Annotated in this window: 20 protein-coding genes; 5 read left to right on the top strand and 15 right to left on the bottom strand. The window is 57.8% G+C overall.

The features are described from left to right. Positions 1-28: 28 nt before the first annotated feature. The 4 genes from AAEZ03_RS14395 to AAEZ03_RS14380 all read right to left on the bottom strand — a co-directional run bounded on the left by AAEZ03_RS14395 (position 29) and on the right by AAEZ03_RS14380 (position 6018). On the bottom strand, positions 29-3337 hold the full coding sequence (locus AAEZ03_RS14395) for a DEAD/DEAH box helicase (protein WP_350579494.1): 3309 nt from the start codon (positions 3335-3337) through the stop codon (positions 29-31). Between the two features lie 23 nt (positions 3338-3360). Then, entirely contained in the window at positions 3361-4104 is a 744-nt protein-coding gene (locus AAEZ03_RS14390) for an S-methyl-5'-thioinosine phosphorylase (RefSeq protein ID WP_350579492.1), read from the bottom strand. Between the two features lie 25 nt (positions 4105-4129). Then, positions 4130-5140 (bottom strand): beta-N-acetylhexosaminidase, encoded by a 1011-nt coding sequence (gene nagZ / locus AAEZ03_RS14385; protein WP_048389317.1) that lies wholly within the window; start codon positions 5138-5140, stop codon positions 4130-4132. 170 nt (positions 5141-5310) lie between these two features. After that, positions 5311-6018 (bottom strand): TetR/AcrR family transcriptional regulator, encoded by a 708-nt coding sequence (locus tag AAEZ03_RS14380; protein ID WP_048368707.1) that lies wholly within the window; start codon positions 6016-6018, stop codon positions 5311-5313. Positions 6019-6279: 261 nt separating this feature from the next. On the opposite strand from AAEZ03_RS14380, the gene lexA reads away from it, so the two are divergent. Further along, positions 6280-6888, top strand: coding sequence for a transcriptional repressor LexA (lexA, locus tag AAEZ03_RS14375; RefSeq protein WP_350579489.1), 609 nt, complete (start codon positions 6280-6282; stop codon positions 6886-6888). A gap of 11 nt (positions 6889-6899) precedes the next feature. After that, positions 6900-7373, top strand: coding sequence for an SOS-induced cell division inhibitor SulA (gene sulA / locus AAEZ03_RS14370; RefSeq protein WP_048389319.1), 474 nt, complete (start codon positions 6900-6902; stop codon positions 7371-7373). Positions 7374-7447: 74 nt separating this feature from the next. On the opposite strand, the gene AAEZ03_RS14365 is transcribed toward sulA, so the two are convergent. From AAEZ03_RS14365 to AAEZ03_RS14335, 7 genes are all read right to left on the bottom strand, one after another. Next, positions 7448-7681 carry a hypothetical protein gene (locus tag AAEZ03_RS14365; RefSeq protein ID WP_019408701.1) on the bottom strand — a complete coding sequence of 78 codons (234 nt, stop codon included), beginning with the start codon at positions 7679-7681 and terminating at the stop codon, positions 7448-7450. 118 nt (positions 7682-7799) lie between these two features. Next, positions 7800-8321, bottom strand: coding sequence for a DUF6586 family protein (locus AAEZ03_RS14360; protein WP_350579487.1), 522 nt, complete (start codon positions 8319-8321; stop codon positions 7800-7802). A gap of 286 nt (positions 8322-8607) precedes the next feature. Beyond that, the gene (topA, locus tag AAEZ03_RS14355; RefSeq protein WP_153329633.1) at positions 8608-11235 is read right to left on the bottom strand and encodes a type I DNA topoisomerase; all 2628 of its coding nucleotides are present in this window, start codon (positions 11233-11235) and stop codon (positions 8608-8610) included. A gap of 114 nt (positions 11236-11349) precedes the next feature. After that, a complete protein-coding gene (locus AAEZ03_RS14350) occupies positions 11350-11586 on the bottom strand; it encodes a DUF1653 domain-containing protein (RefSeq protein ID WP_048368808.1) in 237 nt (78 codons plus the stop codon). Between the two features lie 86 nt (positions 11587-11672). Continuing rightward, a complete protein-coding gene (gene fadA, locus AAEZ03_RS14345; RefSeq protein WP_048368713.1) occupies positions 11673-12848 on the bottom strand; it encodes an acetyl-CoA C-acyltransferase FadA in 1176 nt (391 codons plus the stop codon). Positions 12849-12875: 27 nt separating this feature from the next. Next, on the bottom strand, positions 12876-15023 hold the full coding sequence (fadB, locus tag AAEZ03_RS14340; protein WP_153372273.1) for a fatty acid oxidation complex subunit alpha FadB: 2148 nt from the start codon (positions 15021-15023) through the stop codon (positions 12876-12878). A 431-nt stretch (positions 15024-15454) separates the two neighbouring features. Continuing rightward, on the bottom strand, positions 15455-15892 hold the full coding sequence (locus AAEZ03_RS14335) for a hypothetical protein (protein WP_123750242.1): 438 nt from the start codon (positions 15890-15892) through the stop codon (positions 15455-15457). A 115-nt stretch (positions 15893-16007) separates the two neighbouring features. Between AAEZ03_RS14335 and AAEZ03_RS14330 the strand changes: the two genes are divergently transcribed. Next, complete coding sequence (locus AAEZ03_RS14330) at positions 16008-16448, top strand: universal stress protein (protein ID WP_048368809.1); 441 nt, start codon at positions 16008-16010, stop codon at positions 16446-16448. 74 nt (positions 16449-16522) lie between these two features. On the opposite strand, the gene AAEZ03_RS14325 is transcribed toward AAEZ03_RS14330, so the two are convergent. Then, positions 16523-18439, bottom strand: a complete 1917-nt coding sequence (locus AAEZ03_RS14325) for an ATP-binding cassette domain-containing protein (RefSeq protein WP_048368810.1) — start codon at positions 18437-18439, stop codon at positions 16523-16525. Between the two features lie 215 nt (positions 18440-18654). Between AAEZ03_RS14325 and AAEZ03_RS14320 the strand changes: the two genes are divergently transcribed. Beyond that, entirely contained in the window at positions 18655-20583 is a 1929-nt protein-coding gene (locus tag AAEZ03_RS14320; RefSeq protein WP_123750240.1) for a transglycosylase SLT domain-containing protein, read from the top strand. 80 nt (positions 20584-20663) lie between these two features. Here the strand turns inward: AAEZ03_RS14320 and AAEZ03_RS14315 are convergent, their stop codons facing one another. The 3 genes from AAEZ03_RS14315 to yegS all read right to left on the bottom strand — a co-directional run bounded on the left by AAEZ03_RS14315 (position 20664) and on the right by yegS (position 23494). Beyond that, positions 20664-21470, bottom strand: coding sequence for an MOSC domain-containing protein (locus AAEZ03_RS14315; RefSeq protein WP_350579482.1), 807 nt, complete (start codon positions 21468-21470; stop codon positions 20664-20666). A 78-nt stretch (positions 21471-21548) separates the two neighbouring features. Continuing rightward, entirely contained in the window at positions 21549-22484 is a 936-nt protein-coding gene (locus AAEZ03_RS14310) for a chemotaxis protein CheV (RefSeq protein WP_123750238.1), read from the bottom strand. A gap of 116 nt (positions 22485-22600) precedes the next feature. Beyond that, positions 22601-23494 carry a lipid kinase YegS gene (gene yegS, locus AAEZ03_RS14305; RefSeq protein WP_048368719.1) on the bottom strand — a complete coding sequence of 298 codons (894 nt, stop codon included), beginning with the start codon at positions 23492-23494 and terminating at the stop codon, positions 22601-22603. A 174-nt stretch (positions 23495-23668) separates the two neighbouring features. On the opposite strand from yegS, the gene AAEZ03_RS14300 reads away from it, so the two are divergent. Continuing rightward, positions 23669-25099 carry a mannose-1-phosphate guanylyltransferase/mannose-6-phosphate isomerase gene (locus AAEZ03_RS14300; protein WP_350579480.1) on the top strand — a complete coding sequence of 477 codons (1431 nt, stop codon included), beginning with the start codon at positions 23669-23671 and terminating at the stop codon, positions 25097-25099. Positions 25100-25189: the final 90 nt, after the last annotated feature.

The raw sequence follows: 25189 nt of genomic DNA, 5'->3' as shown, positions 1-25189 counted from the left end.
AGACAAGCGCCTACATAACCTGCGTACGCTACCCCTTCAACGGGGCGAACAACGCGTCAATGTCACTCTGCTCAAGCTTCCAGCCACTGTTCAAGCTGCCTTCTAAAACACCTGCAGCCAAATGCGCTTTCTTCTGTTGCAACGCCTGGATTTTTTCTTCTACAGTGCCGCGCGCAATCATCTTGTAAACGAATACAGGCTTATCCTGACCAATTCGGTGTGCACGATCAGTGGCCTGGTTTTCAGCCGCCGGATTCCACCATGGGTCGTAATGAATCACCGTGTCAGCGGCTGTCAAATTAAGGCCCGTACCTCCGGCCTTCAAGCTGATTAAAAAGAGTGGAACTTTGCCGTCCTGGAAGTTTTTAACCGGCGTGCGCCGATCCTTGGTATCACCGGTCAGCAGCGAATAGGCAACGTTGCGCTGCGCCAGCTCTTGCTCTATCAATGCCAGCATTGAAGTGAATTGTGAGAACAGCAAAATCTTTCGGCCTTCACCCAGCAACTCTTCAATGATTACCATCAAGCTGCCCAGCTTTCCAGTCAACGTCCGCTTGGTAGTCACGGCTGATGCGCTCTTGACCAAGCGTAAATCGCAGCACACCTGACGCAGTTTGAGCAACGCTTCGAGGATGATGATCTGACTGCCGCCTATCCCGCTGCGCTTGATTTCATCACGCACCTTTTTGTCCATTGCAACGCGAACGGTTTCATAGACATCACGCTGGGTATCGCTCAAGTCAACCCAATGCACGATTTCAGTTTTCGCGGGTAATTCAGCGGCAACCTGCTCTTTGGTTCGGCGTAACAAAAACGGTTTGATACGCGCCGTCAGGCTGTGCATGCGCTCACTGTTGCCATGCTTTTCGATGGGCGTACGGTAATCACGATTGAACGCTTTGTTATCACCCAACCAACCCGGCAACAAGAAGTGAAACAAGGACCACAGCTCACCCAAGTGGTTTTCCAAAGGCGTACCAGACAGACACACACGTTGTTTTGCCTGCAACTGCCGCGCGGCTTGGGCAGCCTTGCTGGTCGGATTTTTAATGTTCTGTGCCTCATCCAGAATCACAACACTCCAGACGAGAGGCTCAAGTGTTTCCAGGTCACGTGGCAATAAGGCGTAGGTACTCAAGACCAAATCATAGTTTGCCAACTGATCGAAGTCTTTTTGGCGATTGTTTCCATGCAAGGCCAGCACTTTGAGTTGCGGGGTAAAACGCGCGGCTTCGTCGAGCCAGTTGGGTATCAGACTGGTGGGCATGATCGCCAGAGCAGGCGAGTCAAGCTGACCGTTCTGCTTGAGTTGCAGTAAATGGGTCAGGGCTTGCAATGTCTTGCCCAAGCCCATGTCGTCACCCAGGATGCCGCCTACCTCAAGCTCACGCAGCGCCAGCATCCAGTTGACGCCTTCCAGTTGGTAAGAACGCAGCGTGGCGTTTAACCCCGCTGGCGCAGGCACTGCGACATAGTCTGACTGCTTAAGGCGCTTGGCAAAGTCACGCTGACGCTCGCCCCCTTGCCATACCAGCGGTATATCGTCCAACGCACTGAGGCGTGCGGCATCCAGAGCACTCAGGCGTAATGAATTGCCACGATGCTCGTTTAAATACAACTCGCTGAGGGTTGTCATCAGCGGCTTGATACGCCCATAGGGCAAGACGACGTTCAAAGCTGGCTTTTGCAGCCCATATTGATAAGTCGAATAATGAAGATTGACCAACATCGGCTCGTCATCCTTGCGCAGAGCCATGGATTGCGGGTCTAACAGTTCAGGGTTGCGTCTCAACACGTTAAGCAAAATCGGTAACAGACTGTAACGTTGGCCATTGACCTCAATGCCCAACTCCAGATCAAACCAGGCATGCTCTGGCCCTTCCTCGATATCGGCGTACCATTGCCCGACTTCGTGGAGTACAAAGTGAAAGCCTTGATTGATTACGATCTGCCAGCCCAAGCCACGCAAGCGCTCCAGATCAGATTGGACAAAATTGATCCAGCCCGCATCGCTCACTTGTTCAAATAGCTCACCGGTCACGCGAGGCAATGGGGCACTTTGACCTATCACTCTTTTGAAGCCGACCTTGAGCAGTGCCTTGCGAAGCGCTTTTTCAGCTGCTGGCTGGCGCTGGATACGCAGGGTTTCACTGCCCGACAACACGCGTACTTCGCTGGACTTTTTATCTGCTACAGAGTGACCCGCGTAGCTGAAACCCAACACGGCACGGTGTTCAAAAGGGCGGGGGGCGCGCCACGAGGTCTGCTCAACGCTTCCCAAGGTCAAATGCGCTATGGGAGTAATATCGTCTACAACCCGCTCAGTCAGTGTGACCGGTGCAGCTACCGTATCGACTACGGCACGCATGCGATGACTGAACTCCAGGGCATGCTGCGCCGGGATGTCCGGAGCCACAAGCAAGTGACAAGCCAGTTTGTCGCTCAACTCATACTGCAACGGCCCAACGTGCATCCGTTCGACGTCAATGTAGTGCAGCGGTTCAAGCGCCAAAACAACATCCAGCGGCTGGCCGGAGGCAAACCATTGACCGCGGTAATGGCCGTTAGCTTGTTCAACCCAATTGAAGGTTGCAGGGCGCGGCGGCGAAGCAACCAATGGTTGCTTCGAGTCAAAATCGAGAAACAGGCGTGACGTTTCAAGGAGTAACTCAAGCAGTTCACTGCCGATACGCCCCTTGAGCTCTACGCCTGACACATAGCTCGCGTTGCTATGGCTGGCTAAAAACAGACGAATAAACTTAAGGTCCGACTCAAGCACGTAATTGGGCGAATTGTGCACGGTCTCGTGGGTAAACGTGCAGCGCTGCAAATCTCGAAGACTGCCGTCTTGCAGACGTCGGCCCGTGAAGAACTCTACCTGCCAACTCCCCTTTTGGCGGTTTGACACAAGCCGATATAAAAGGCATATGTCGTTGTCTTTTTTAGCAGGACCCGCGGCACGCTTGCTATCTGAAAGGGCATCAAGCCAACGTTCCAGGCCAGTGCCCATGTTCTCACCAAGCCTTTGCAGCCGTTCTTGAGACTGTGTGTTGTGCACATAATACAAAACAGCAGCGCAGTGCTTGCAATCAAAGGCGACCGGACAAGTACATGAACAGTTCAGAAACTGTTCACCTGCAAGATCAGACTCGATACCGATCAGTTGTTCGTAGGCATAACCTTCTCCACCCACGCACGTGCCATGTATGCAGACGTCATCACTACTGAGCAACTCGACACGATCTTCTCGAAAGTACTTGCGTCCACGTTCAAGAGCGCCTTTGCTAAAGCCAATAGCCCAGTCGCCACTGTGCAACAGGTTTTCTATAGAGAGCATTCACTGCACTGCCTGATTAACTATCAATGGTGGTCGGTCAACACCCGCGCCAGGGTCGCTTTAACTTTGCCCATGCCGTCGTGCAGCGCCTGCTCGATTTCAGCCATGGTAATCACCGCCGTGGTCTTGCCCGCTGCCGGGTTTACCACCAGCGCCAGACACGCGTAATCCAGGTCCAGCTCACGGGCCAACGCCGCCTCAGGCATGCCGGTCATGCCCACAATGTCGCAGCCATCACGCTCAAGTCGGGCGATTTCAGCCACGGTCTCCAGACGCGGGCCTTGGGTTGCGGCGTACACACCGTGGGCGCTGTAGGAACAGCCTTCGGCCGCCAGGGCGCTGATCAGTTTTTCACGCAGGGCTTCGGTGTAGGGAAAGCTGAAGTCGATGTGGGTTACGTGCTCCAGATCACCGGCGAAATAGGTGTGCTCGCGGCCGCTGGTATAGTCGATCAACTGGTGCGGCACGCAGAAATGCCCGGTGCCCATCGCCATGTGAATCCCGCCCACGGCATTCACTGCCAAAATCGCTTCGGCACCCGCCTGCTTCAAGGCCCACAGGTTGGCGCGGTAGTTGACCTGATGCGGCGGCACCCGGTGCGGATGGCCATGGCGTGCCAGAAACAGCACTTCACGGCCGCCAAACTCCCCGATCTGGATATCAGCTGAAGTCGGGCCGTAAGGCGTGTCCAACGCCAGCGAACGGCTGATGGTCAAGCCGTCGAGTTGGGTCAGCCCCGTGCCACCAATAATTGCGTAAACCGTCATTGAATCTGCCTCTTGAGCACGTGCATTAATCAATCAATTGAGCATCTTTAAGGGCGCCCGTGGCCACCAACCAGCGCGGGTCCTGGCGGTAGTCGGTGCTGGCCCAGGCTTGCGCACGCATCCGCGCAATACGCGCAGAAGGCGTGACTTTCAGGCGCTGAGCAGCACTGAGGGCCAACTCGGCAGCCGCACGGTCGTTACACACCAGGCCCATGTCGCACCCGGCAGACAAGGCGGCCTCAATGCGGCTCGCCGCATCGCCAACCACGTGGGCACCGGCCATCGACAGGTCGTCACTGAAAATCACCCCGTCAAATTGCAGCTCGCCACGCAAAATGTCCTGCAACCAGCGACGGGAGAACCCGGCAGGCTGGCTGTCGACTTGCGGGTAGATCACGTGCGCAGGCATCACGCCTGCCAAATGCTTGCTCAGACGGGCAAACGGCACCAGATCATGGCTGCGAATCTGCTCCAGGCTACGTTCATCAGTCGGGATGGCGACATGAGAATCAGCCTCTGCCCACCCATGCCCCGGAAAATGCTTACCGGTCGCGGCCATGCCCGCCGCGTTCATCCCGCGAATAAAGGCACCTGCCAATTGCGCGGCGCGCTCAGGGTCACCTTCAAACGAGCGAGTCCCCACCACCGCACTGCGCTGGTAATCGAGGTCCAGCACCGGCGCAAAACTCAGGTCTAGCCCGACCGCCAGCACTTCAGTGGCCATGATCCAGCCACACTGCTCGGCCAGGTACTCGGCGTTGGGGGTGTCGGCGATTGCGCGCATCGCCGGCAGGCGGACAAAACCTTGGCGCAGACGCTGTACGCGGCCGCCCTCCTGGTCGACGGCCAGCAGCAAATCCGGGCGAATGGCGCGAATCGATGCACTCAACTCACGCACCTGGCGCGGGTGTTCAATGTTGCGGGCGAAAATGATCAGGCCGCCCACTTCAGGCTGGCGCAGCAATTGCCGGTCTTCAGCCGTCAACCAGGTACCGGCGACGTCCACCATCAAGGAACCTTGCAAGGCAGAACTCATGGGAAATCCTTAAAGAGAGAAAGCGCTTATCAACCGGCTCTTCGCACCAGACACAGCATGGCGCGCCGCATACCAGAGCGGCAGCGACGGAGAGCGAGACGGGAATAAGTCTGGGTTGGGCATGGCGGCTAGCTTAGCGGAACAAAGCTGCCGCGCCCACCCGCACGCGGTCAAACCTTGGCGGCGACCGGTGGAGTTTTGGTCCGTGGGCGAAGCTGCGCGCTGGCCATGGCCGGGTCAGTTACACCGCTGTCGGCACGCATGCCGGCCGCCAGGAAAGGCACCATCAGGCGCATCACCTGCTCGATCGAGGTGTTCACCCCGAAATCGGTTTCGGCGATGGCCCGCAAGGCCTTGATCCCGGACATGCTGAACGCCGCCGCACCGAGCATAAAGTGCACGCGCCAGAACAGCTCAATTGGCGGGATCTGCGGGGCGGCTTCATTAACCAGCAGCATATAGCGGCGAAACACCTTGCCGTACATGTCTTCGAGATAACGCCGCAAGTGCCCTTGACTCTGACTGAAGGCCAACCCGAGCAGGCGCATGAATATGGACAGGTCATTACCACTGCGTGGCTGGATTACCAGCGCCTGCTCGACCAGCATCTCCAGCAGTTCTTCAAGGCTGGGGCGCTGCTCAGGCTTGGCCTGACGGCGCTCCAGCTCGCGGTCCAGATTGGCACAGAACGGCCCCAGAAAACGCGAGAAAACAGCCTGGATCAAGGCCTTTTTGGAACCAAAATGGTAATTGACCGCCGCCAGGTTGACCGAGGCTTTGCTGGTAATCAGCCGCAATGAAGTTTCAGCAAAACCTTTTTCCGCGAACAGCTGCTCAGCAGCATCAAGGATACGTTCAACGGTTTCCGACTGGGCCATGGCTACTCCGCCTGACAAAACATTAAAACATCTGTTTGAAACATACGTTTCGACTTGTAAAAAGTCAAGGCGGCGTGTTCGGTTTGCGACCGGGCGGTCTTGCATTTAACCACAGCCGCCGCCAGCAAGGCTTTGCCTTCTATTAGGCGACCCCAGCAAAGCATTGATGACCGTCCAGCGGACGGCAGAAAATGGAGGATTGCCAATAAGCCTTCACTGTATATAATCCCAGTCACTGTATAAAAAGACAGAGCGATCACCATGTTAAAACTGACGCCACGCCAAGCTGAGATCCTGGCCTTCATCAAGCGATGCCTGGATGACAACGGATACCCGCCCACCCGTGCCGAGATCGCACAGGAACTGGGCTTTAAGTCTCCGAACGCCGCTGAAGAACACCTCAAGGCCCTTGCTCGCAAGGGTGCCATCGAAATGACCCCGGGCGCCTCGCGCGGTATTCGTATCCCTGGCTTTGAAGCCAAGGCCGACGAATCCACCTTGCCCATCATCGGCCGTGTCGCCGCCGGTGCGCCAATCCTGGCGCAAGAGCACGTCGAAGAGTCCTGCAACATCAACCCGACGTTCTTCCATCCGCGTGCCGACTACCTGCTGCGGGTCCAGGGCATGAGCATGAAGGACGTCGGCATCTTTGATGGCGACCTTCTGGCTGTGCATACCTGCCGCGAAGCTCGCAACGGCCAGATTGTGGTGGCCCGTATAGACGACGAAGTGACCGTCAAGCGCTTCAGGCGCGAAGGCAACAAGGTCTGGCTAATCGCTGAAAACCCGGATTTCCAGCCCATTGAGGTCAATCTCAAAGAGCAGGAACTTGTTATCGAAGGCCTGAGCGTCGGCGTCATACGCCGCTAATAGGAGACGTCATGCAGTTCCCACACACACCGCTGCCAGCACAACTCCCCTTGTTCGAAGTGTTCATGGCACAACCCATGGCCCCTGCGATCAAAGAAGTGCTCGATGCACCCTGGAGCGCCGAACCTGAAGTTTTCAGTGAGTTGTCGCTGCGCGGTGCTGCCGGAAACTGCCTGAACCTGCTGGCGCCCATGCTTCGCGAACTCAGCGAGCAACAAGACGACCGTTGGCTGACCCTGATTGCCCCGCCTGCCAGCCTGACACAAAGCTGGCTGCGCGAGGCCGGGCTGAACCGCGAGCGCATTCTGCTCCTGCAACCCAACGGCAACAAAAGTGCGTTGCAACTGACCTGCGAAGCACTGCGCCTGGGCCGCAGCCATACCGTGGTCAGCTGGATCAACCCGCTGACTGCCGGCGCTCGCCAACAACTGGTCAGCGCTGCACGTACCGGCCACGGGCAAAGCCTGAATATTCGTTTGGGTTGAGCGGTTGTCGCTAACTGCCTCAGTGCTTGTGCGCCCTGCACAAGCCTGCCAGTGATGCCTGCCAGCCTGAACGCTTAGTGCAGGATGCGCGGGCCTTCATCTTTTTCAAGCTCGCCTTCGGCCAATCGGCCTGCCATCTGAACACCGACGCTGAGCATGGCTTTGGCCACCTCAACGTGCTGACCTTGTAGAAAGGCCTTGGCATCTTCAGAAAAGTTAAGCGTCACCAAAGACCCCTCGTCTTCAGCCCGGCGCAACTCGATACGGCCGTCTGGTAATTCGACAATTTCTAGAAAGGACGTTGGCATAAAGGTTTGTTCTCCACGAAAGCGCGGGATTATATCAGTCATCCATTGTAATTTTTCCAGGATATGAGCCTGTTTCATTACCGACTGATGAATGACTGTACAGTTTTATCCGCGACCTTCAACACTCATTTAGTCCGTCACGAAACCTGATGGCCAAACTTTTGAGGTTTTGGCGCCACTCCTCCAGCGTCTCCCGGCTTAATTCTTCGGGTGCTTCATCCTCCAGATTTACCGCCTCAATCAGGGGCTGAAAAACGTCTGCCTTAACCTTCTTCGGCGCCTGCAACGGCTGGTACAACGCTGCGTGAGTGGCAACCAATTGCGCCAGCCAGGTATGCGGCGCTCTGGCCAGCTCGACCATTTCTGCCAACTCTGGAATGGCTATGGCGTCTAAAACTTCTTGAGTCAGCAGCAACTCGACCCGCGGAGCGTTTGCTTGAGGCAAGCGATAAAAGCCGGCGATTTCATGGCATAAGCCGAGTAAAGCGCCATACAAATGAAAAATGGCCGATTCGCGTTCAGCCTGAACCAGTGCCTGAGCATTCATGGCCCGCCCCTCCCCGGCCTTGTTCATGGCCTCAAGGGCCAAACCGGCGAAATAAATTTTCTGATTGGTACGGGTATAGCGTTCGTGAGCCATGTTGAGGCGCTCCACAGCGAATGGGTAAGGGCTGACAGCAGTCTCAGGTATAGGGGATAAGGGCGCAAGGCCATGACGAGAGGATTTTCACCCCAGGGTCAAAACATCCCCGTAGTCGCTGCCGAGGCACGAAGGCTGCGATGGATAGCGAAGCCACCCCACCAAAAATCAAAAGATCGCGAGGCAAGCTCGCTCCCACAGATTTGAACTACCCCACCCAAAATCAAAAAAACCGCGCAAGACATGCAGCCCTTGCGCGGTTTTTTGTGGTGCGGTCAGTTCAGTTTCAAGCGTCTTTATCTTTGCGCTTGTCTTCTACTTTCCAGCTACCACCGTCGTAGAACGCACGCCAGCCGGTCGGCTTGCCGTCCACTTCGGTCTGTACGTATTGCTCTTTGGTCTTGCGGCTGTAACGAATCACGGCCGGGCGACCTTCAGGGTCTTTCTTCGGCGCTTCACACAAGAAGTGATACTTAGGATCAATCTCGTCCTTGTGCGGGATGATTTCGATCACCAACGGTGCGCGGGTCTCACGGTTTTTCGGGAACTGGCTCGCTGCCAGGAACAACCCCGAAGCACCATCACGCAGGATGTAGGTGTCGTCGACCTTCTCGCACTTGAGCTCCGGCATTTTCACCGGATCCATTTTCGGTGGTGCTGCTTCACCGCTTTTCAGCAGCTTGCGAGTGTTCTTGCACTCCGAATTGGTGCAACCAAAGAACTTGCCGAAACGGCCGGTCTTGAGCTGCATTTCACTGCCGCACTTGTCGCACTCCAGGCTCGGCCCTTCGTAGCCCTTGATGCGGTAGTTGCCTTCTTCGATCTCGTAACCCACGCAATCCGGGTTGTTACCGCAGATGTGCAGCTTGTGCTTTTCATCCAGCAGGTAAGCATCCATCGCCGTGCTGCAGATCGGGCAGCGGTGTTTGCCCAGCAGCACCAGCGACTCGGACTCGCCCTCGTCGTCCGCAGCGATTTCATCGCCCGGCACCAGGTTGACGGTGGCCTTGCAACGCTCTTTAGGCGGCAGGCTGTAACCCGAGCAACCCAGGAACACGCCGGTGGAGGCCGTACGGATTTGCATCGGACGACCGCATTCCTTGCACGGAATATCGGTCATGACCGGTTCGTTGGCACGCATGCCGCCGTCCGGTGCTGCTGCTACTTCAAGCTTTTTCTTGAAGTCGCCGTAGAACTCGTCCAGCACGTTTTTCCAGTCGCGCTCACCTTGTGCGACGTCATCGAGGTTCTCTTCCATGCCGGCGGTGAAGCCGTAGTCCATGAGGTCAGAGAAGCTCTCAGACAGGCGCTCGGTGACGATGTCGCCCATTTTCTCGGAGTAGAAACGACGGTTGTGCAACGCCACATAACCGCGGTCCTGGATGGTTCCGATAATCGCTGCGTAGGTCGACGGACGACCAATACCGCGTTTTTCCATCTCTTTCACCAGGCTCGCTTCCGAATAACGCGCAGGCGGCTTGGTGAAATGTTGGCTCGGGTCCAGCTGGATCAGCTTGAGCACGTCGCCTTGGGCCATGTCCGGCAGTACATCGTCATCGCCAGGCTTGGTGATTTGCGGCATTACGCGGGTGTAACCGTCGAACTTGAGGATACGGCCCTTGGCACGCAGCTCGAAGTCGCCTGCGGCCACGCTGACGGTGGTCGACAGGTATTTGGCTGGCAGCATCTGGCAGGCCACGAACTGGCGCCAGATGAGCTCGTAGAGGCGCTCAGCATCGCGCTCCATGCCCGACAGCTTGCTCGGGTGCATATTCACGTCTGAAGGACGAATCGCTTCGTGAGCCTCTTGTGCGCCTTCCTTGCTGCTGTACACGTTAGGCGTCGGCGGCAGGTACGACTCGCCGAACTCGCTTTCGATGTAAGTGCGCGCCATCGCGACCGCATCGGCCGAGAGGTTGGTGGAGTCGGTACGCATGTACGTGATGTAGCCCGCTTCATACAAACGCTGAGCCATCATCATGGTTTTCTTCACCCCGAAGCCCAGGCGGTTACTGGCGGCCTGTTGCAGGGTGGAGGTGATAAACGGTGCCGACGGCTTGCTGCTGGTCGGTTTGTCTTCGCGCTTGGCGATGGTGTAGCTGGAAGCCTTGAGCTTCTCCAGCGCGGCCATGGCCTGGGCTTCGTTCAGCGGCTTGAAGGCTTCGCCGTTTTCGCGGGCCACATCAAAGCGCACTTTCGCACCCTTGGCAGTGCCCAGGTCAGCGTGAACTTCCCAGTATTCTTCGGGGTTGAATGCACGAATCTCACGCTCACGCTCAACCACCAGCTTGACCGCAACCGACTGCACACGGCCAGCCGACAGGCCACGGGCAATTTTGGCCCACAGCAGTGGCGAGACCATGTAGCCCACCACGCGGTCGAGGAAGCGACGCGCCTGCTGTGCATTCACACGGTTGATATCCAGCTCGCCCGGCTTGGAGAAGGCTTCTTGAATCGCCTTCTTGGTGATCTCGTTGAACACCACGCGCTTATAGCGGCTGTCGTCACCCCCGATGGCTTCGCGCAGGTGCCAGGCAATGGCTTCCCCCTCGCGATCCAAGTCGGTTGCGAGATAGATGGTGTCAGCATCTTTGGCGAGCCGACGCAGCTCTTCGATGACCTTTTCCTTGCCGGGCAGGATCTCGTACTTGGCTTTCCAGCCATGCTCGGGATCGACCCCCATGCGCGAGATCAGCTGCTTTTGAGCTTTCTCTTTAGGCGACAGGGCCGGCGCTTCGCCCGCCGCTGCCTTGCCACGCTTGGCAGCAGGTTCTTTACTGGCGCTAGCCGAACCGCTGGTGGGCAGGTCTCGGATATGGCCGATACTCGACTTCACCACGTACTCGTTGCCCAAGTACTTGTTGATGGTCTTGGCCTTAGCCGGGGATTCCACAATGACCAGCGATTTGCCCATGGATCAGAAAATTCCTGAATTCTAGAAGTGAAAGGCGGTGAGCGCCTGACGCGGCACCGCTATATATAGTGGCTACAAGGTGAGGTCAAGCACAGGGTTCTGCGCGACCAGGCCTCATGGCCGGGAAAAAATGCTCGGCTCAGCCTCAATCAAGGCAAAACGCGGGACTTGCTCACCGTCAACGATGACCGTCTCAAGGAACATGCTCAGCGGGCGAACCCAAAAGCCGAAATCGCCATACAGGGCTTGGTAAAACACCACTTCCTCTTCGGTTTCAGAGTGGCGAGCCACATTGAATACCCGATATTGCGGCCCTTTGTAATGCTGATAGAGCCCAGGTTGTAGCGGCATGTTGCGGCCCCCTGCAAGAAAAAATAAAAAAAAGCCTAAAAACAAAAACCGGGGCACATGGCCCCGGCTTCCATCAACGCAACGCTTTAAACGCGTTCGAAGACAGTGGCAATGCCCTGGCCAAGACCAATGCACATGGTGGACAACCCGAAAGTGCCGCCATTTTGCTTCATCACATTGAGCAAAGTGCCGGAGATGCGAGCACCCGAGCATCCAAATGGATGGCCCAGAGCAATTGCACCGCCGTGCAGGTTAACCTTCTCATTCATCTTGTCGAGCACTTTCAAATCTTTCAGCACTGGCAGGGCCTGTGCAGCGAAGGCTTCGTTGAGCTCAATGAAGTCGATATCGGCCATATTCAAGCCTGCACGCTTCAATGCTTTTTGTGTTGCCGGTACTGGACCATAGCCCATGATTGCCGGGTCCACACCTGCCAGTGCCATCGAACGGATCACGGCCAACGGCTCCAGACCCAGATCTTTGGCGCGCTGGGCGGACATGACGATCATGCACGAAGCACCGTCGGTGATCTGCGACGAAGTGCCCGCAGTCACGGTCCCGCCTTTAGGGTTAAAGGCTGGCTTCAAGGCGGCCAGGCTTTCCAGGGTCGTTTCCGGACGGATAGTTTCATCGTAGTCGAAAACTTTCAGGAAGCCGTTTTCGTCATACCCCTGCATCGGGATGATTTCATCCTTGAACTTGCCTTCAATCGTTGCCTTGTGGGCCAACTGATGCGAACGCACGCCAAAGGCATCCTGTTGCTCACGGGTGATGCCGTGCATCTTGCCCAGCATTTCAGCGGTCAGGCCCATCATGCCCGACGCTTTTGCCGCGTACAGCGACATGTGCGGGTTAGGATCAACGCCGTGCATCATGCTCACGTGGCCCATGTGCTCGACGCCGCCCACGACAAACACGTCACCGTTGCCGGTCATGATGGCTTGTGCGGCAGTGTGCAGTGCGCTCATGGACGAGCCGCACAGACGGCTCACGGTTTGTGCCGCCGACGTGTGCGGGATCTGGGTCATCAGCGACGCCATGCGCGCGATGTTCCAGCCTTGCTCCAGGGTCTGGTTAACACAGCCCCAGATCACGTCTTCGACTTCAGCCGGGTCAACTTTGCTGTTGCGCTCCAGCACTTTGCTGATCAGGTGCGCCGACATGTCTTCGGCGCGGGTGTTGCGGTGCATGCCACCCTTGGAGCGGCCCATCGGGGTGCGACCGAAGTCGACAATCACCACGTCTCTAGGATTCAAGCTCATAATTTCACTCTCACTCTAATGGGGCGCTTAACCGAAGAAGCTCTGACCGTTTTTGGCCATTTCACGCAGCTTCGCAGTCGGGTGGTACAGCGCGCCCAGTTCAGCGTACTGATCAGCCAGGGCTACGAACTCTGCCACACCGATCGAGTCGATGTAGCGCAGCGCGCCGCCACGGAACAGCGGGAAGCCAATGCCATAGACCAGGCCCATGTCGGCCTCGGCTGCCGTTTCAACGATGCCGTCTTCCAGGCAACGCACGGTTTCCAGACACAGCGGGATCATCATCCAGTTGATGATGTCTTCGTCGGTGACGTCGCGCTGCTCGTAGACAACCGGCTTGAGCACTTCAAGCACGCTCGAATCCACGACTTTCTTCTGCTTGCCTTTCTTGTCCGCCTCGTAGGCGTAGAAACCTTTGCCGTTTTTCTGACCCAGGCGGTTGGCTTCGTACAGCGCATCGACTGCCGAACGACGGTCGTCTTTCATGCGATCCGGGAAGCCTTCAGCCATTACGTCACGGCCGTGGTGACCGGTGTCGATACCGACCACGTCCATCAGGTAGGCAGGGCCCATCGGCCAGCCGAATTTTTCCATCACTTTGTCGATACGCACAAAGTCGACACCGGCGCTGACCAGCTTGGCGAAACCGCCGAAGTACGGGAACAGGACGCGGTTGACCAGGAAGCCCGGGCAGTCGTTGACCACGATCGGGTTCTTGCCCATTTTCTTGGCGTAGGCAACCGTGGTGGCAACCGCCAGATCACTGGACTTCTCGCCACGGATTACTTCAACCAGCGGCATCATGTGCACCGGGTTAAAGAAGTGCATGCCGACAAAGTTTTCAGGACGCTTGAGCGCCTTGGCCAGCAGACTGATGGAAATGGTCGAGGTGTTGGACGCCAGAATGGCGTCTTCACGCACGTGGTTTTCCACTTCAGCCAATACCGCTTGCTTGACCTTAGGGTTTTCAACAACGGCTTCGACCACCAGGTCGACGTTGCCGAAATCACCGTAAGACAAGGTAGGACGAATACCGTTAAGGATTTCAGCCATTTTGGCCGGGGTCATGCGACCTTTATCAACGCGGCCCACCAGCAGCTTGGCGGCTTCTGCCAGACCTTGCTCGATGCCGTGCTCGTTGATGTCCTTCATCAGGATCGGCGTACCTTTGGAAGCCGACTGATAGGCAATACCGCCACCCATGATGCCGGCACCAAGAACGGCGGCCTGCTTCACGTCTTTGGCGATCTTGTCGTAGATCTTGGCTTTTTTCTTCAGTTCCTGATCGTTCAGGAACAAGCCGATCAAGGCATTCGAAGCCGAGGTTTTGGCCAGTTTGGCAAAGCCTGCCGCTTCCACTTCCAGCGCTTTGTCGCGACCGAAGTTCGCGGCTTTCTGGATGGTCTTGATCGCTTCAACCGGCGCCGGGTAGTTCGGGCCAGCCTGGCCTGCAACGAAACCTTTGGCGGTTTCGAAAGCCATCATTTGTTCAATCGCGTTCAGCTTGAGTTTTTCAAGCTTTGGCTGGCGCTTGGCCTTGTAATCCAGTTCGCCGCTGATGGCGCGCTTGATCACGTCCAGTGCAGCGTCTGTCAGCTTGGCAACCGGCACCACGACATCAACCGCGCTGACTTTCAGCGCGTCTTCGGCACGGTTTTCTTTACCCGAGGCGATCCACTCAACTGCGTTATCAACGCCGATCAGACGTGGCAGACGGACGGTGCCGCCGAAGCCCGGGTAGATGCCCAGCTTGACTTCTGGCAGGCCGATCTTGGCGCTGTCGGCCATGACGCGGAAGTCCGCAGCCAGGCACATTTCCAGACCGCCACCCAACGCTATGCCATTGATCACGGCAACAGTCGGGACATTGAGGTCTTCGAAATCACTGAAGATTTTGTTGGCTTCGAGGTTGCCCGCGATCAGCTCGGCATCCGGCAACTTGAAGTTTTCGACGAATTCGGTGATGTCAGCGCCGACGATGAAGACGTCTTTGCCACTGGAAACGATGACACCCTTGACCGAAGCATCTGCCTTGATCGCATCCACTGCCTGACGCAATTCATTCAGGGTTAGACGGTTGAACTTGTTGACGGACTCACCCTTGAGATCGAACTTGAGTTCGACGATGCCACTTTCAAGAGCCGTAACCGTGATGGCTTTACCTTCGTAAATCATCAACTGATCTCCACGATATGGAAGCTGAACAGTACACGTCGGACGCTAGCGTCTGGCTGTCATTGACCGTTGTGTCAATGCTGATGCCAATCCGCCAGGCACACCCGCCAACGCGATAGTCGGGATTCTGCGAGCATCGTCTGACAAGACAAACACCCGATTCATACGCCCGTTTGATTTGGGTGTCGACACCTTCACGGAAAAGCCAACGATTGTCAATTGTCCAAAACAAGGATGACAAAACGACTCACCAGTCAGATTTAAAACCCGCGCAAGAGCAGACAAGGATAGACAGGGTTTGGCTGAGTGCGGCGCGGGTTTTTACCGGCAGGAAGAATCAACGGTAGGAGCTGCCGCAGGCTGCGATCTTTAGATTTTAAAGATCGCAGCCTGCGGCAGCTCCTACGGTCCGAGGCAAGGTAGAAAGCGACTTACGCCAGTGCTTTAAGCACTTGATCAATGGCTTGCAGGACGTCTGGCTCGCCTTTTTCGCCCCAGTACAAGGCAATCATCTGTGGCCCGGCTTCAACTTTGTACACGTTGGCCGGTAATTTGTTGAACTGGGTCAGCAAGCGCTCATCCGTGCAGACTTCACGCCACTGATTGACCCATATTCCCGGCGCTGATTGCCAATAGCACCAGACTTCAGGCTTAGTACCCCGACGCGGACGATGAAACTGCGCACACGAGCCCGGCGGCTCAGGTTCAAGCCAGTGCGGCCATTCCTGGCTCGCCAGTTGCATTGCCAACCCCATGCGCCGGGCTTCCATGCGCAATGCCATGCGACCACTCTGGCGCCGCGAAGGTCGCAGCCAGGCCAAAGGGCTCAGAACCAGCACCAGGATTGACACCACGATCCATACCGTCATATTTCTACTCTCATCACTTTATAAACGAGTTGATCCCGATCCATAACACGCCTCAATAAACGGGCCATACTCATCATTAATCTCCCTTACAGGAACGCTTCACATGACCTCGCCGATGCCCTACAAGCATATTTTAGTTGCCGTCGACCTGACCGAAGAATGCGACCCCGTAATCTATCGCGCCAGCGCCAGCGCTGAAGCGAACAATGCAAAACTGTCGCTCATCCATATCGTCGAGCCCATGGCGATGGCCTTTGGTGGTGACGTCCCCATGGACCTGTCACAGCTTCAGCAACAGCAGTTCGACCAGGCCAAGGCGCGCCTTGAGCGCCTGATCGACATCTACCCGCAACTGTCCAAAGACAACTGCCACCTCAAATACGGCCAGCCACGCCAGGAAATCCACGGCTTTGCCAAAGAGCACGGCTGCGAACTGATCGTCGTCGGCAGCCATGGCCGCCACGGTCTGGCGCTGTTGCTGGGCTCTACGGCCAACGACGTACTGCACGGTGCACCGTGCGACGTACTGGCCGTGAGCCTGAAGAAACCCGAGTAAGGCCCGCCTTGCGCCCAACAAAAAGCCCGGCCCCTGATTAAAGGGCCGGGCTTTTTGTTTCAACGCACCGTCACTCAGGCATCCAGCTCGGCCCAACGCTCAACCAATTGATCAAGCTCGGCTTGCAGCTTCTCCAGCTTGGCAATCACAGCAGCGGTTTCAGCAGCAGGACGCTGATAGAAGCCAGCTTCGGCCATTTCAGCCTCGACAGCCGCAATAGCCTGTTCTTTGGCATCGATGTCGCCCGGCAACGCTTCCAGCTCACGCTGAAGCTTGTAGCTGAGCTTCTTTTTCGCCGCAGGTGCAGGCTGTGCAGCGGCCGGTGCCGGTGCCGCGGTGACCACCGCCGAATTCAAGTCAGCCTTGCCCGACTTGCTTTCGGTGACGCCCAGCAGACGCGGCGAACCGCCCTGACGCAGCCAGTCCTGATAACCACCCACGTATTCACGTACCTTGCCTTCACCTTCGAAGACCAGCGTGCTGGTGACCACGTTGTCGAGGAATGCCCGGTCGTGGCTGACCATCAGCACAGTGCCCTGGAAGGTCAACAACACTTCTTCGAGCAACTCGAGGGTTTCTACGTCCAGGTCGTTGGTCGGTTCGTCGAGTACCAGCAAGTTGGCCGGTTTGCTGAACAACTTGGCCAGCAACAGACGCGCACGCTCACCACCCGACAGCGCCTTGACCGGCGTGCGGGCACGCTGCGGGCTGAACAGGAAGTCACCCAGATAGCTGAGGACGTGGCGGCTTTGACCGTCGATGTCGATAAAATCGCGGCCTTCAGCCACGTTGTCGATCACGGTCTTTTCCAGGTCCAACTGGTGGCGCAATTGGTCGAAGTACGCCACGTCGATACGCGTGCCCTCTTCCACTTTGCCGTCGGTGGGTTGCAGGCCGCCCAGCATCAGCTTGAGCAGCGTGGTCTTGCCGGTACCGTTAGCGCCCAGCAGACCAATGCGGTCGCCGCGCTGCAGGACCATCGAGAAGTCTTTGACCAGGAACGGGCCGCCCGGGTGAGCAAAGCTGACGTTTTCCAGCACCATCACTTGTTTGCCGGACTTTTCAGCGGTATCGAGCTGAATGTTGGCCTTGCCGGTGCGCTCACGACGCTCGCTGCGCTCTACACGCAAGGCTTTCAAGGCACGAACACGGCCTTCGTTACGGGTACGACGGGCCTTGATGCCCTGACGGATCCACACTTCTTCCTGAGCCAGACGCTTGTCGAACAGCGCGTTGGCGGTTTCTTCTGCGGCCAGGGTGGCTTCTTTGTGCACCAGGAAGCTGGCGTAGTCGCCGTTCCAGTCGATCAGGCCACCACGGTCCAGCTCCAGAATCCGGGTTGCCAGGTTCTGCAAGAAGGAACGGTCGTGGGTGATGAACAGCACAGCGCCCTGGAAGTCCTTCAAGGCCTCTTCCAGCCAGGCAATTGCGCCGATGTCCAAGTGGTTGGTCGGTTCGTCGAGCAGCAGCAAGTCCGGCTCGGAAACCAGTGCTTGCGCCAGCAGGACGCGACGACGCCAGCCACCCGACAACTCGGCGAGGGTTTTGTCAGCCGGCAACTGCAGGCGGCTCAGGGTGCTGTCGACCAATTGCTGCAAGCGCCAGCCATCACGGGCTTCAAGGTCTTGCTGGACGTGCATCAGTTTGTCCAGGTCGGCATCGGTGACGATGTTCTGGCTAAGGTGATGGTACTGGGCCAGCAATTCGCCGACACCGTCCAGACCTTGAGCCACTACGTCGAACACTGTCCGTCCGTCGGCTACCGGCAACTCTTGCGGCAATTCGCCAATCTTGAGCCCGGGTGCGCGCCAGACAGAGCCGTCGTCAGGCTTTTGATCACCTTTAACCAGCTTCATCATGCTGGACTTGCCGGTGCCGTTGCGGCCGATGATGCACACCCGCTCTCCACGGGCGATCTGCCAGGACACCTTGTCCAACAACGGCGTAGAGCCGAAAGCAAGGGACACATCGCTGAATTTGAGCAGGGTCATGAGCTTCTCCAAAAACTGGGCGCGCATTCTACCTGATTTGAGCCCGCAGGCGGCCGGGTATTTCGTGTACGGGCGCGTCTACCGATCATTTCTGAACAAGATGCACCGGTTAGCCGCCAAGGCTTTCACGGGTTGCCGGCAAAAGGCTAAGCTACGACACAGTCTGTGCAGCCGAGCGCTGCACGTGTCGTGTTTTCAATCTGTACGGAAGCCTCATGCGCAGTCGTCTTTTCAACTTTTTATCCTGCCTGCTGCTCTCTACCTGCGCCGTGCAATCCACGCTGGCTGCAGACCTGACCCAACAACGGCAACTGTACGATGACGCCAAGCGCGCCTTGGCCAAAGGTGACTCCGGCCCTTATTTTCAAAATGCTGCCGCCCTGCGCACGTACCCGTTGACCCCTTATCTGGCCTACGACGAGCTGACAGCACGCCTGAAATCTGCGAGTAACGCCGAAATCGAACAGTTTTTGGCCGAGCATGGCGATCTGCCACAATCCAACTGGATGAGATTGCGCTGGTTACGCTGGCTGGCCGAGCGTGGCGACTGGGCAACCTTCGTCAAATATTACGACCCCAAGCTCAATTTCACCGAGCTGGACTGCCTCAATGGCCAATACCAGATCAGCCACAACCTCAAGGCTGAAGGCTATGCCAGCGCCGAAAAACTCTGGCTGGTGGGCAAAGCTCAACCTACCGCGTGCGACGCCCTGTTCGGGCAATGGGCAGCAGAAGGCCAGTTGACCGAGCAAAAGCGCTGGCAGCGGGTCAAACTCGCCGCCGAAGCACGCAACTATGCGCTGGCCACCTCACTGGCCAGCGGGCTGACCACACTGGGCCCGCAAGCCAAACTGATGATCGCCGTGGCCCAAAAGCCCGACATGCTCAGCCAGCCATCGGTGTTCCTGCCAGCCAGCGAAGCCATGTCGGATGCGGTCGGCCTGGGCTTGCGCCGCCTCGCCCGCCAGGACCCGGAAAAAGCCGCGTCGCTGCTCGACACCTATGCCAATAACATGCACTTTTCCCGTGACGAAAAAGTGTCAATTGCCCGGGAAATCGGCCTGACGTTCGCCCGTCGTTACGACAGCCGCGGCCTGGCCATCATGACCCAGTACGACCCGGAGCTGCGTGACAACACCGTCACCGAATGGCGCCTGCGCCTGCTGTTGCGCCTGGCGCGCTGGGAAGACGCGTATCAGTTGACCAAAAAACTGCCGCAAGACCTCGCAACCACTAACCGCTGGCGCTACTGGCAGGCCCGAAGCCTGGAGCTGGCCGAGCCGAAAAACCCGCAAGCGCTGGTGCTGCTCAAGAATGTCGCCAAGGAACGTGACTTCTACGGCTTCCTGGCTGCCGATCGGGCGCAAACGCCTTACAAGCTCAACAACAAGCCGCTGGTGCTCAGCCCGCAACTGGTCAACAAGGTACGCAACACACCGGGTATTCAGCGCGCCCTGGAGTTCCACGCCCGGGGCCAGGTGGTGGATGGTCGGCGTGAGTGGTACTACGTCAGCCGTCACTTCAACCGTGACGAGATGGTCGCCCAGGCCAAGCTGGCTTACGACCTCAAGTGGTATTTCCCGGCCATTCGTACCATCAGTCAGGCGCAGTATTGGGACGATCTGGACATTCGCTTCCCGATGGCGCACCGCGACACCCTGGTACGCGAAGCTAAAGTCCGTGGCCTGCATTCAAGTTGGGTATTCGCCATTACCCGTCAGGAAAGCGCCTTTATGGATGATGCCCGTTCCGGCGTGGGCGCCAGCGGCTTGATGCAATTGATGCCCGCCACCGCCAAAGAGACTGCCCGCAAATTCAGCATCCCGCTGGCCTCGCCACAGCAAGTGCTGGACCCGGACAAAAACATCCAGTTGGGCGCCGCTTACTTGAGCCAGGTACACGGCCAGTTCAATGGCAACCGCGTGCTCGCCTCAGCGGCCTACAACGCAGGCCCGGGCCGGGTGCGTCAGTGGTTGAAAGGCGCGAACCATTTGGGCTTTGACGTGTGGATTGAAAGCATCCCGTTCGACGAAACCCGCCAATACGTGCAGAACGTGTTGTCTTATTCGGTGATCTACGGGCAGAAGCTCAACGTGCCACAGCCGCTGGTGGACTGGCATGAGCGGTATTTTGATGATCAATAATTGACGAAACCCTGTAGGAGCGAGCTCGTCTCGCGATCTTTTCAAGGTCAAAAGATCGCGAGGCAAGCTCGCTACTGCAGTTATTCCAGAATGCTGACTGGCATGCCGACTTCCAGCACGCCTTCGCTGTCGTTAACCAGGTTTTGCCCAAACATCGCGCCACCTTCCTGTTTGCGATAGTTGTTCAAGGTCGCGAAGGGTTCACGATTGGCGTCCCGCTCGCCGGTCTGCGGGTCGATCGTGGTGAGGATGCAACGCGAGCACGGCTTGACCACTCGAAACTCAACATCGCCAATGCGGATGCGCTTCCAGCCGTCTTCGGCAAACGCTTCGCTGCCTTCAATCACCAGGTTGGGGCGAAAGCGCAGCATCTCCAGCGAACGCCCTACTTTCTGCGAAAGGTCATCCAGCGAGGCCTGACCGATCAACAGCAAGGGGTAGCCATCGGCGAACGCCACTTTGTCATCATCCTGCCCGTAGCCCGACTCTGTCATGCGCGCGCGCTCAAGCGGCACATGTACCAGGCGCACCGGCTTGTCGATAAAGCCGCTTAACCACTGCGCCGCCTCATCCCCAGCATCCGGCACGCGCAAGGTGTCGCGCCAAATGGTCACACCGCGCAGATTATCGTCCGGGTCAGGCAACGCCACCTCCAGAGGCGAAAAGCCCTGAGCACTCAAGGTCAGGCCGCCCGCGCCATTCCACAGGGCCGACAGCTGGCTCATTTTAGGCTCTGTGCGCTGCGTCAGGAATCGCCCGCTCGCTTCGTCCACGAGCATCCAGCGTCGATCACCGACCAGCCCCAGCTTGTCCAATCGGGCTTGCGGCAGGCTTTCGCCTTTGCCGGATTTCAGTGGGAAGCGATACAGCGCACTCAGACGAAGCATGGGTCAGATCCCTGCAAGGTAAAAAAGCCACAGTATAGAAGCCTTAGGGCCTGCAAAGATCCCCCCACTGGGGCAGGATCAGGCAGGCACTTCGTCCAGCATCAAGCGCTGACGAACGACCTCCACCAATTTATCCGGCTGGAATTTGGAGAGAAAGTTGTCACACCCCACCTTCTTCACCATCGACTCGTTGAAGCTGCCGGACAAGGAAGTGTGAAGTACCACATACAAGCTGCGCAGACGAGGATCGTTACGAATTTCTGTGGTTAAACGGTAACCATCCATTTCAGGCATTTCCGCGTCGGTGAACACCATTAGCAGCTTGTCGGTCATGACCTGCCCGGAATCGGCCCAGGCCTTGAGCATGTTGAAGGCTTTGAGGCCGTCGCTGGCGACATGCATTTTGATCCCCAACTGCGACAACGTTTCCCGCAACTGCGCCAAGGCCACACTGGAATCATCGACCAGCAGCACTTCACGGCCCCGCGCCCGCTCCAGCACCGGGTCGGCCAGCTTGTCGGGGGAGACTTTGGCGTTGTACGGCACGATCTCGGCCAAGACCTTTTCCACGTCGATGATTTCCACCAGTTGCTCGTCAACCTTGCTGATGGCGGTCAAATAATGGTGGCGTCCGGCGCTGGCGGGCGGCGGCAGGATGGCTTCCCAGTTCATGTTGACGATCCGGTCCACACTGCCCACCAGAAAGGCCTGAATCGAGCGGTTGTACTCGGTGACGATGATCGTGCTGTCGGGCCCCGGAACCACCGGACGCATGCCGATGGCCTGGGAGAGGTCGATGACGGGCAGGGTCTTGCCGCGCAAGTTGATGACCCCGCACACATGCCGATGGCGATGGGGCATCAGGGTCAACTTGGGCAGTTGCAACACTTCTTGCACCTTGAACACGTTGATTGCGAACAACTGCCGCCCTGCAAGGCGAAACATCAGAAGTTCCAGTCGGTTTTCACCGACCAACTGTGTGCGCTGGTCTACCGTGTCGAGAATGCCGGCCATAGATATTTCCTGGGCGTGTGTGCGAAAAGTCCTAGGCTATCGACACGACACGTCGATTCTTGACCCTTCCCTACCCTCACACCCTAAAAATAATGGCCAGATGACATCTGGCGCTTTTAGGAACTCAACAGCGGTGAGTTTTGCGGCAAATGCACGCGCAACGCGCCTTTGTGTGCGCTGAAGCGCAAGCTCTCGCCGGTTAGCGGCTCGCCATCCAGGTTAAGCGCCAGCCCTTGCGCGGCCTTGATCTCTACCCATGGCAGGCGCGCCCGGACAAACAGGTTATCCAGCCCCCAGCCACCCGCCATGAGGTTTTTCACCGTACCCACCACCTCTTGTGGCGCGGGCAGGATACTCACGTCCAGCAGGCCATCATCGGCCAATGCCTGCGGGCACAACTCGTGCCCACCGCCCGCTTGGCGGCCATTGCCAATGCCCAGCGCCAACAATTGGCCTTGCCACTGAAAATCAGGGCCTTGCAGCTCGGCGTAGGCCGCCTGCAACTCACTGAAACGCGAAAGCCCGGTAAACAGGTAAGCCGCGCCGCCGATGACTTTTTTCAAGTCTTCTGAGGTATTGGCGGTGACCTGGCTACCAAAGCCGCCCGTGGCCATGTTCAAAAAATACTGCCCGCCGACTTCACCCAAATCGATCTGCCGGGCCGGTACGTCCAGCAGCCCCAAGGCCGGGCCGGGTTCCAGCGGCACCCCCGCCGCACGGGCAAAGTCATTGGCCGTGCCCAACGGCAACAGCACCAGGCTGGCGGTGGTCTGCGCCTGTGCCATTGCTTCGGCCACATCACGCAACGTGCCGTCACCCCCACCTGCAATCAACTGCTCGTAACCGGCCTCAAGCGCTTCGCCCACCAGACGCTGCGCGTCCCCGGCTTCCCACGTAAGGCGCACCGTCAGCTCGCGCCCGCCTGCACGTTGCTGCTCGACAGCAGCCCGAACGTCTTCGTTCATGGCTTGCTTGCCGTGCAAAATTAAAAATGCCTTTCCTGCACTCATGCCGCATCTCCTGGTCAGTCCGTAGGGTTGGACAACAACCGATCAAGAAAGGCCCAACTCAGGCGGTTTATTTGCAAAAAAACCTTTCAGGGCCGTCAACGGGTCGATCAAACCGCCAGAACCCGTCAGACTTCACCCCCCAACCGCAGCCCATTGCCTCTGGAGGCGTTCTGAATGAGCCCACTCATTCCCTGCATCATCGCCGGTGGCGCGGGCACCCGACTGTGGCCGGTGTCGCGTGAAGCCATGCCCAAGCCCTTCATGCGCCTGCCCGATGGCCAGAGCCTGCTGCAAAAGACCTTTCAACGCGCCACCGGCTTGCCGGGTGTGAGCCAGTTGCTGACCGTGACCAACCGCGACGTGTATTTCCGTACGCTTGACGACTATCGCCAGCACCCGGCGGACGACGTCGCGCTGGACTTCATCCTTGAGCCCTTCGGCCGCAACACCGCCCCCGCCATCGCCGCTGCCGCGCTGCACGTGGCCCAACGTTACGGCGCAGATGCGCACCTGCTCGTGCTGCCGGCCGATCATCTGATCAGCGACATCGCGGCCTTCCAGCAGGCCGTCGACAGCGCCCGGCAGTTGGCCGATCAGGGCTGGCTGGTGACGTTCGGTATTCAGCCGACCAGGGCCGAGACGGGGTTTGGCTACATCGAAAAAGGCGACGGGTGTGCCGTGGCGCGCTTCATTGAAAAACCGGATGCGGCCACCGCTCAGCAGTACCTGGAGGACGGCCTGCACCTGTGGAACAGCGGAATGTTCTGCATGCGCGTCGACAGCCTGCTGCAAGAGCTTGCGCAACATGCGCCGCAGATCCTCCAGGCCGTGAGCCTGTGCCTTGAGCACAGCCCGGTTTTTGAAGGCCCGCAGCAACGCCATCGCGAACTCGACAGCCAGACCTTCGCTCAGGCGGCCGATATTTCCATTGACTATGCGTTGATGGAACTCTCGAAAAAAGTCGCCGTCGTGCCCTGCCAACTCGGCTGGAGTGACATTGGCAGTTGGCAGGCAGTGCGTGAATTGAGCCCCGCCGATGCCGATGGCAACCAGTGCACCGGGCAAACCGTGCTGCACGATGTACAGGGTTGTTACATCGATTCGCCTAAGCGGCTGGTCGGCGGGGTGGGCCTCAAGGATTTGATCATCATCGACACCGCCGATGCCCTGCTGATCGCCGATGCGACCCGCAGCCAGGATGTTAAATACATCGCTCAGGCGCTCAAGCAACAAGGCCACGATACGTATCGCCTGCACCGCAGCGTGACACGGCCCTGGGGCAACTACACCGTGCTGGAGGAAGGCCCCGGGTTCAAACTCAAACGCATCGTGGTCAAACCGCAAGGTGCCTTGTCATTGCAGATGCACCGCCATCGCAGCGAACACTGGATCGTCGTCAGCGGCACCGCGCAGGTCACCAATGGCGACCAGCAGTTTGTGTTGGGCAGCAATGAATCGACGTATATCAAAGCCGGCCGCGCGCACCGCCTGGTGAATCCAACCGACGTTGAGTTGGTGATGATCGAAGTGCAATGCGGGGACTACGTAGGGGAAGACGACATCGTGCGCTTCAATGACGTGTATGGGCGCACACAAACGCCGTAAACGCGTAGGAGTTGCCGCCCCGTCTTCGACGCCGCGCTGTCGCGCAGCAAACAGGACAGCGAGTATCTTCAGCATCCCCCAATCGGTTCC

The organism is Pseudomonas sp. HY2-MNA-CIBAN-0224, assembly GCF_040310285.1.
GTDB lineage: Bacteria > Pseudomonadota > Gammaproteobacteria > Pseudomonadales > Pseudomonadaceae > Aquipseudomonas > Aquipseudomonas helleri.
The sequence above is the reverse complement of the archived record's forward strand: the minus strand, read 5'-3'. Positions and strand labels throughout refer to the sequence as shown.

Coding starts and splice junctions, on each gene's coding strand:
- nagZ (WP_048389317.1), bottom strand. CDS start 5,140: ATGAGTTCTGCCTTGCAAGGTTCCTTGATGGTGGACGTCGCCGGTACC.
- lexA (WP_350579489.1), top strand. CDS start 6,280: ATGTTAAAACTGACGCCACGCCAAGCTGAGATCCTGGCCTTCATCAAG.
- fadB (WP_153372273.1), bottom strand. CDS start 15,023: ATGATTTACGAAGGTAAAGCCATCACGGTTACGGCTCTTGAAAGTGGC.
- sulA (WP_048389319.1), top strand. CDS start 6,900: ATGCAGTTCCCACACACACCGCTGCCAGCACAACTCCCCTTGTTCGAA.
- fadA (WP_048368713.1), bottom strand. CDS start 12,848: ATGAGCTTGAATCCTAGAGACGTGGTGATTGTCGACTTCGGTCGCACC.
- AAEZ03_RS14330 (WP_048368809.1), top strand. CDS start 16,008: ATGCCCTACAAGCATATTTTAGTTGCCGTCGACCTGACCGAAGAATGC.
- AAEZ03_RS14395 (WP_350579494.1), bottom strand. CDS start 3,337: ATGCTCTCTATAGAAAACCTGTTGCACAGTGGCGACTGGGCTATTGGC.
- AAEZ03_RS14310 (WP_123750238.1), bottom strand. CDS start 22,484: ATGGCCGGCATTCTCGACACGGTAGACCAGCGCACACAGTTGGTCGGT.
- AAEZ03_RS14320 (WP_123750240.1), top strand. CDS start 18,655: ATGCGCAGTCGTCTTTTCAACTTTTTATCCTGCCTGCTGCTCTCTACC.
- AAEZ03_RS14325 (WP_048368810.1), bottom strand. CDS start 18,439: ATGACCCTGCTCAAATTCAGCGATGTGTCCCTTGCTTTCGGCTCTACG.
- AAEZ03_RS14350 (WP_048368808.1), bottom strand. CDS start 11,586: ATGCCGCTACAACCTGGGCTCTATCAGCATTACAAAGGGCCGCAATAT.
- AAEZ03_RS14365 (WP_019408701.1), bottom strand. CDS start 7,681: ATGCCAACGTCCTTTCTAGAAATTGTCGAATTACCAGACGGCCGTATC.
- topA (WP_153329633.1), bottom strand. CDS start 11,235: ATGGGCAAATCGCTGGTCATTGTGGAATCCCCGGCTAAGGCCAAGACC.
- AAEZ03_RS14300 (WP_350579480.1), top strand. CDS start 23,669: ATGAGCCCACTCATTCCCTGCATCATCGCCGGTGGCGCGGGCACCCGA.
- AAEZ03_RS14390 (WP_350579492.1), bottom strand. CDS start 4,104: ATGACGGTTTACGCAATTATTGGTGGCACGGGGCTGACCCAACTCGAC.
- AAEZ03_RS14360 (WP_350579487.1), bottom strand. CDS start 8,321: ATGGCTCACGAACGCTATACCCGTACCAATCAGAAAATTTATTTCGCC.
- AAEZ03_RS14380 (WP_048368707.1), bottom strand. CDS start 6,018: ATGGCCCAGTCGGAAACCGTTGAACGTATCCTTGATGCTGCTGAGCAG.
- AAEZ03_RS14315 (WP_350579482.1), bottom strand. CDS start 21,470: ATGCTTCGTCTGAGTGCGCTGTATCGCTTCCCACTGAAATCCGGCAAA.
- AAEZ03_RS14335 (WP_123750242.1), bottom strand. CDS start 15,892: ATGACGGTATGGATCGTGGTGTCAATCCTGGTGCTGGTTCTGAGCCCT.
- yegS (WP_048368719.1), bottom strand. CDS start 23,494: ATGAGTGCAGGAAAGGCATTTTTAATTTTGCACGGCAAGCAAGCCATG.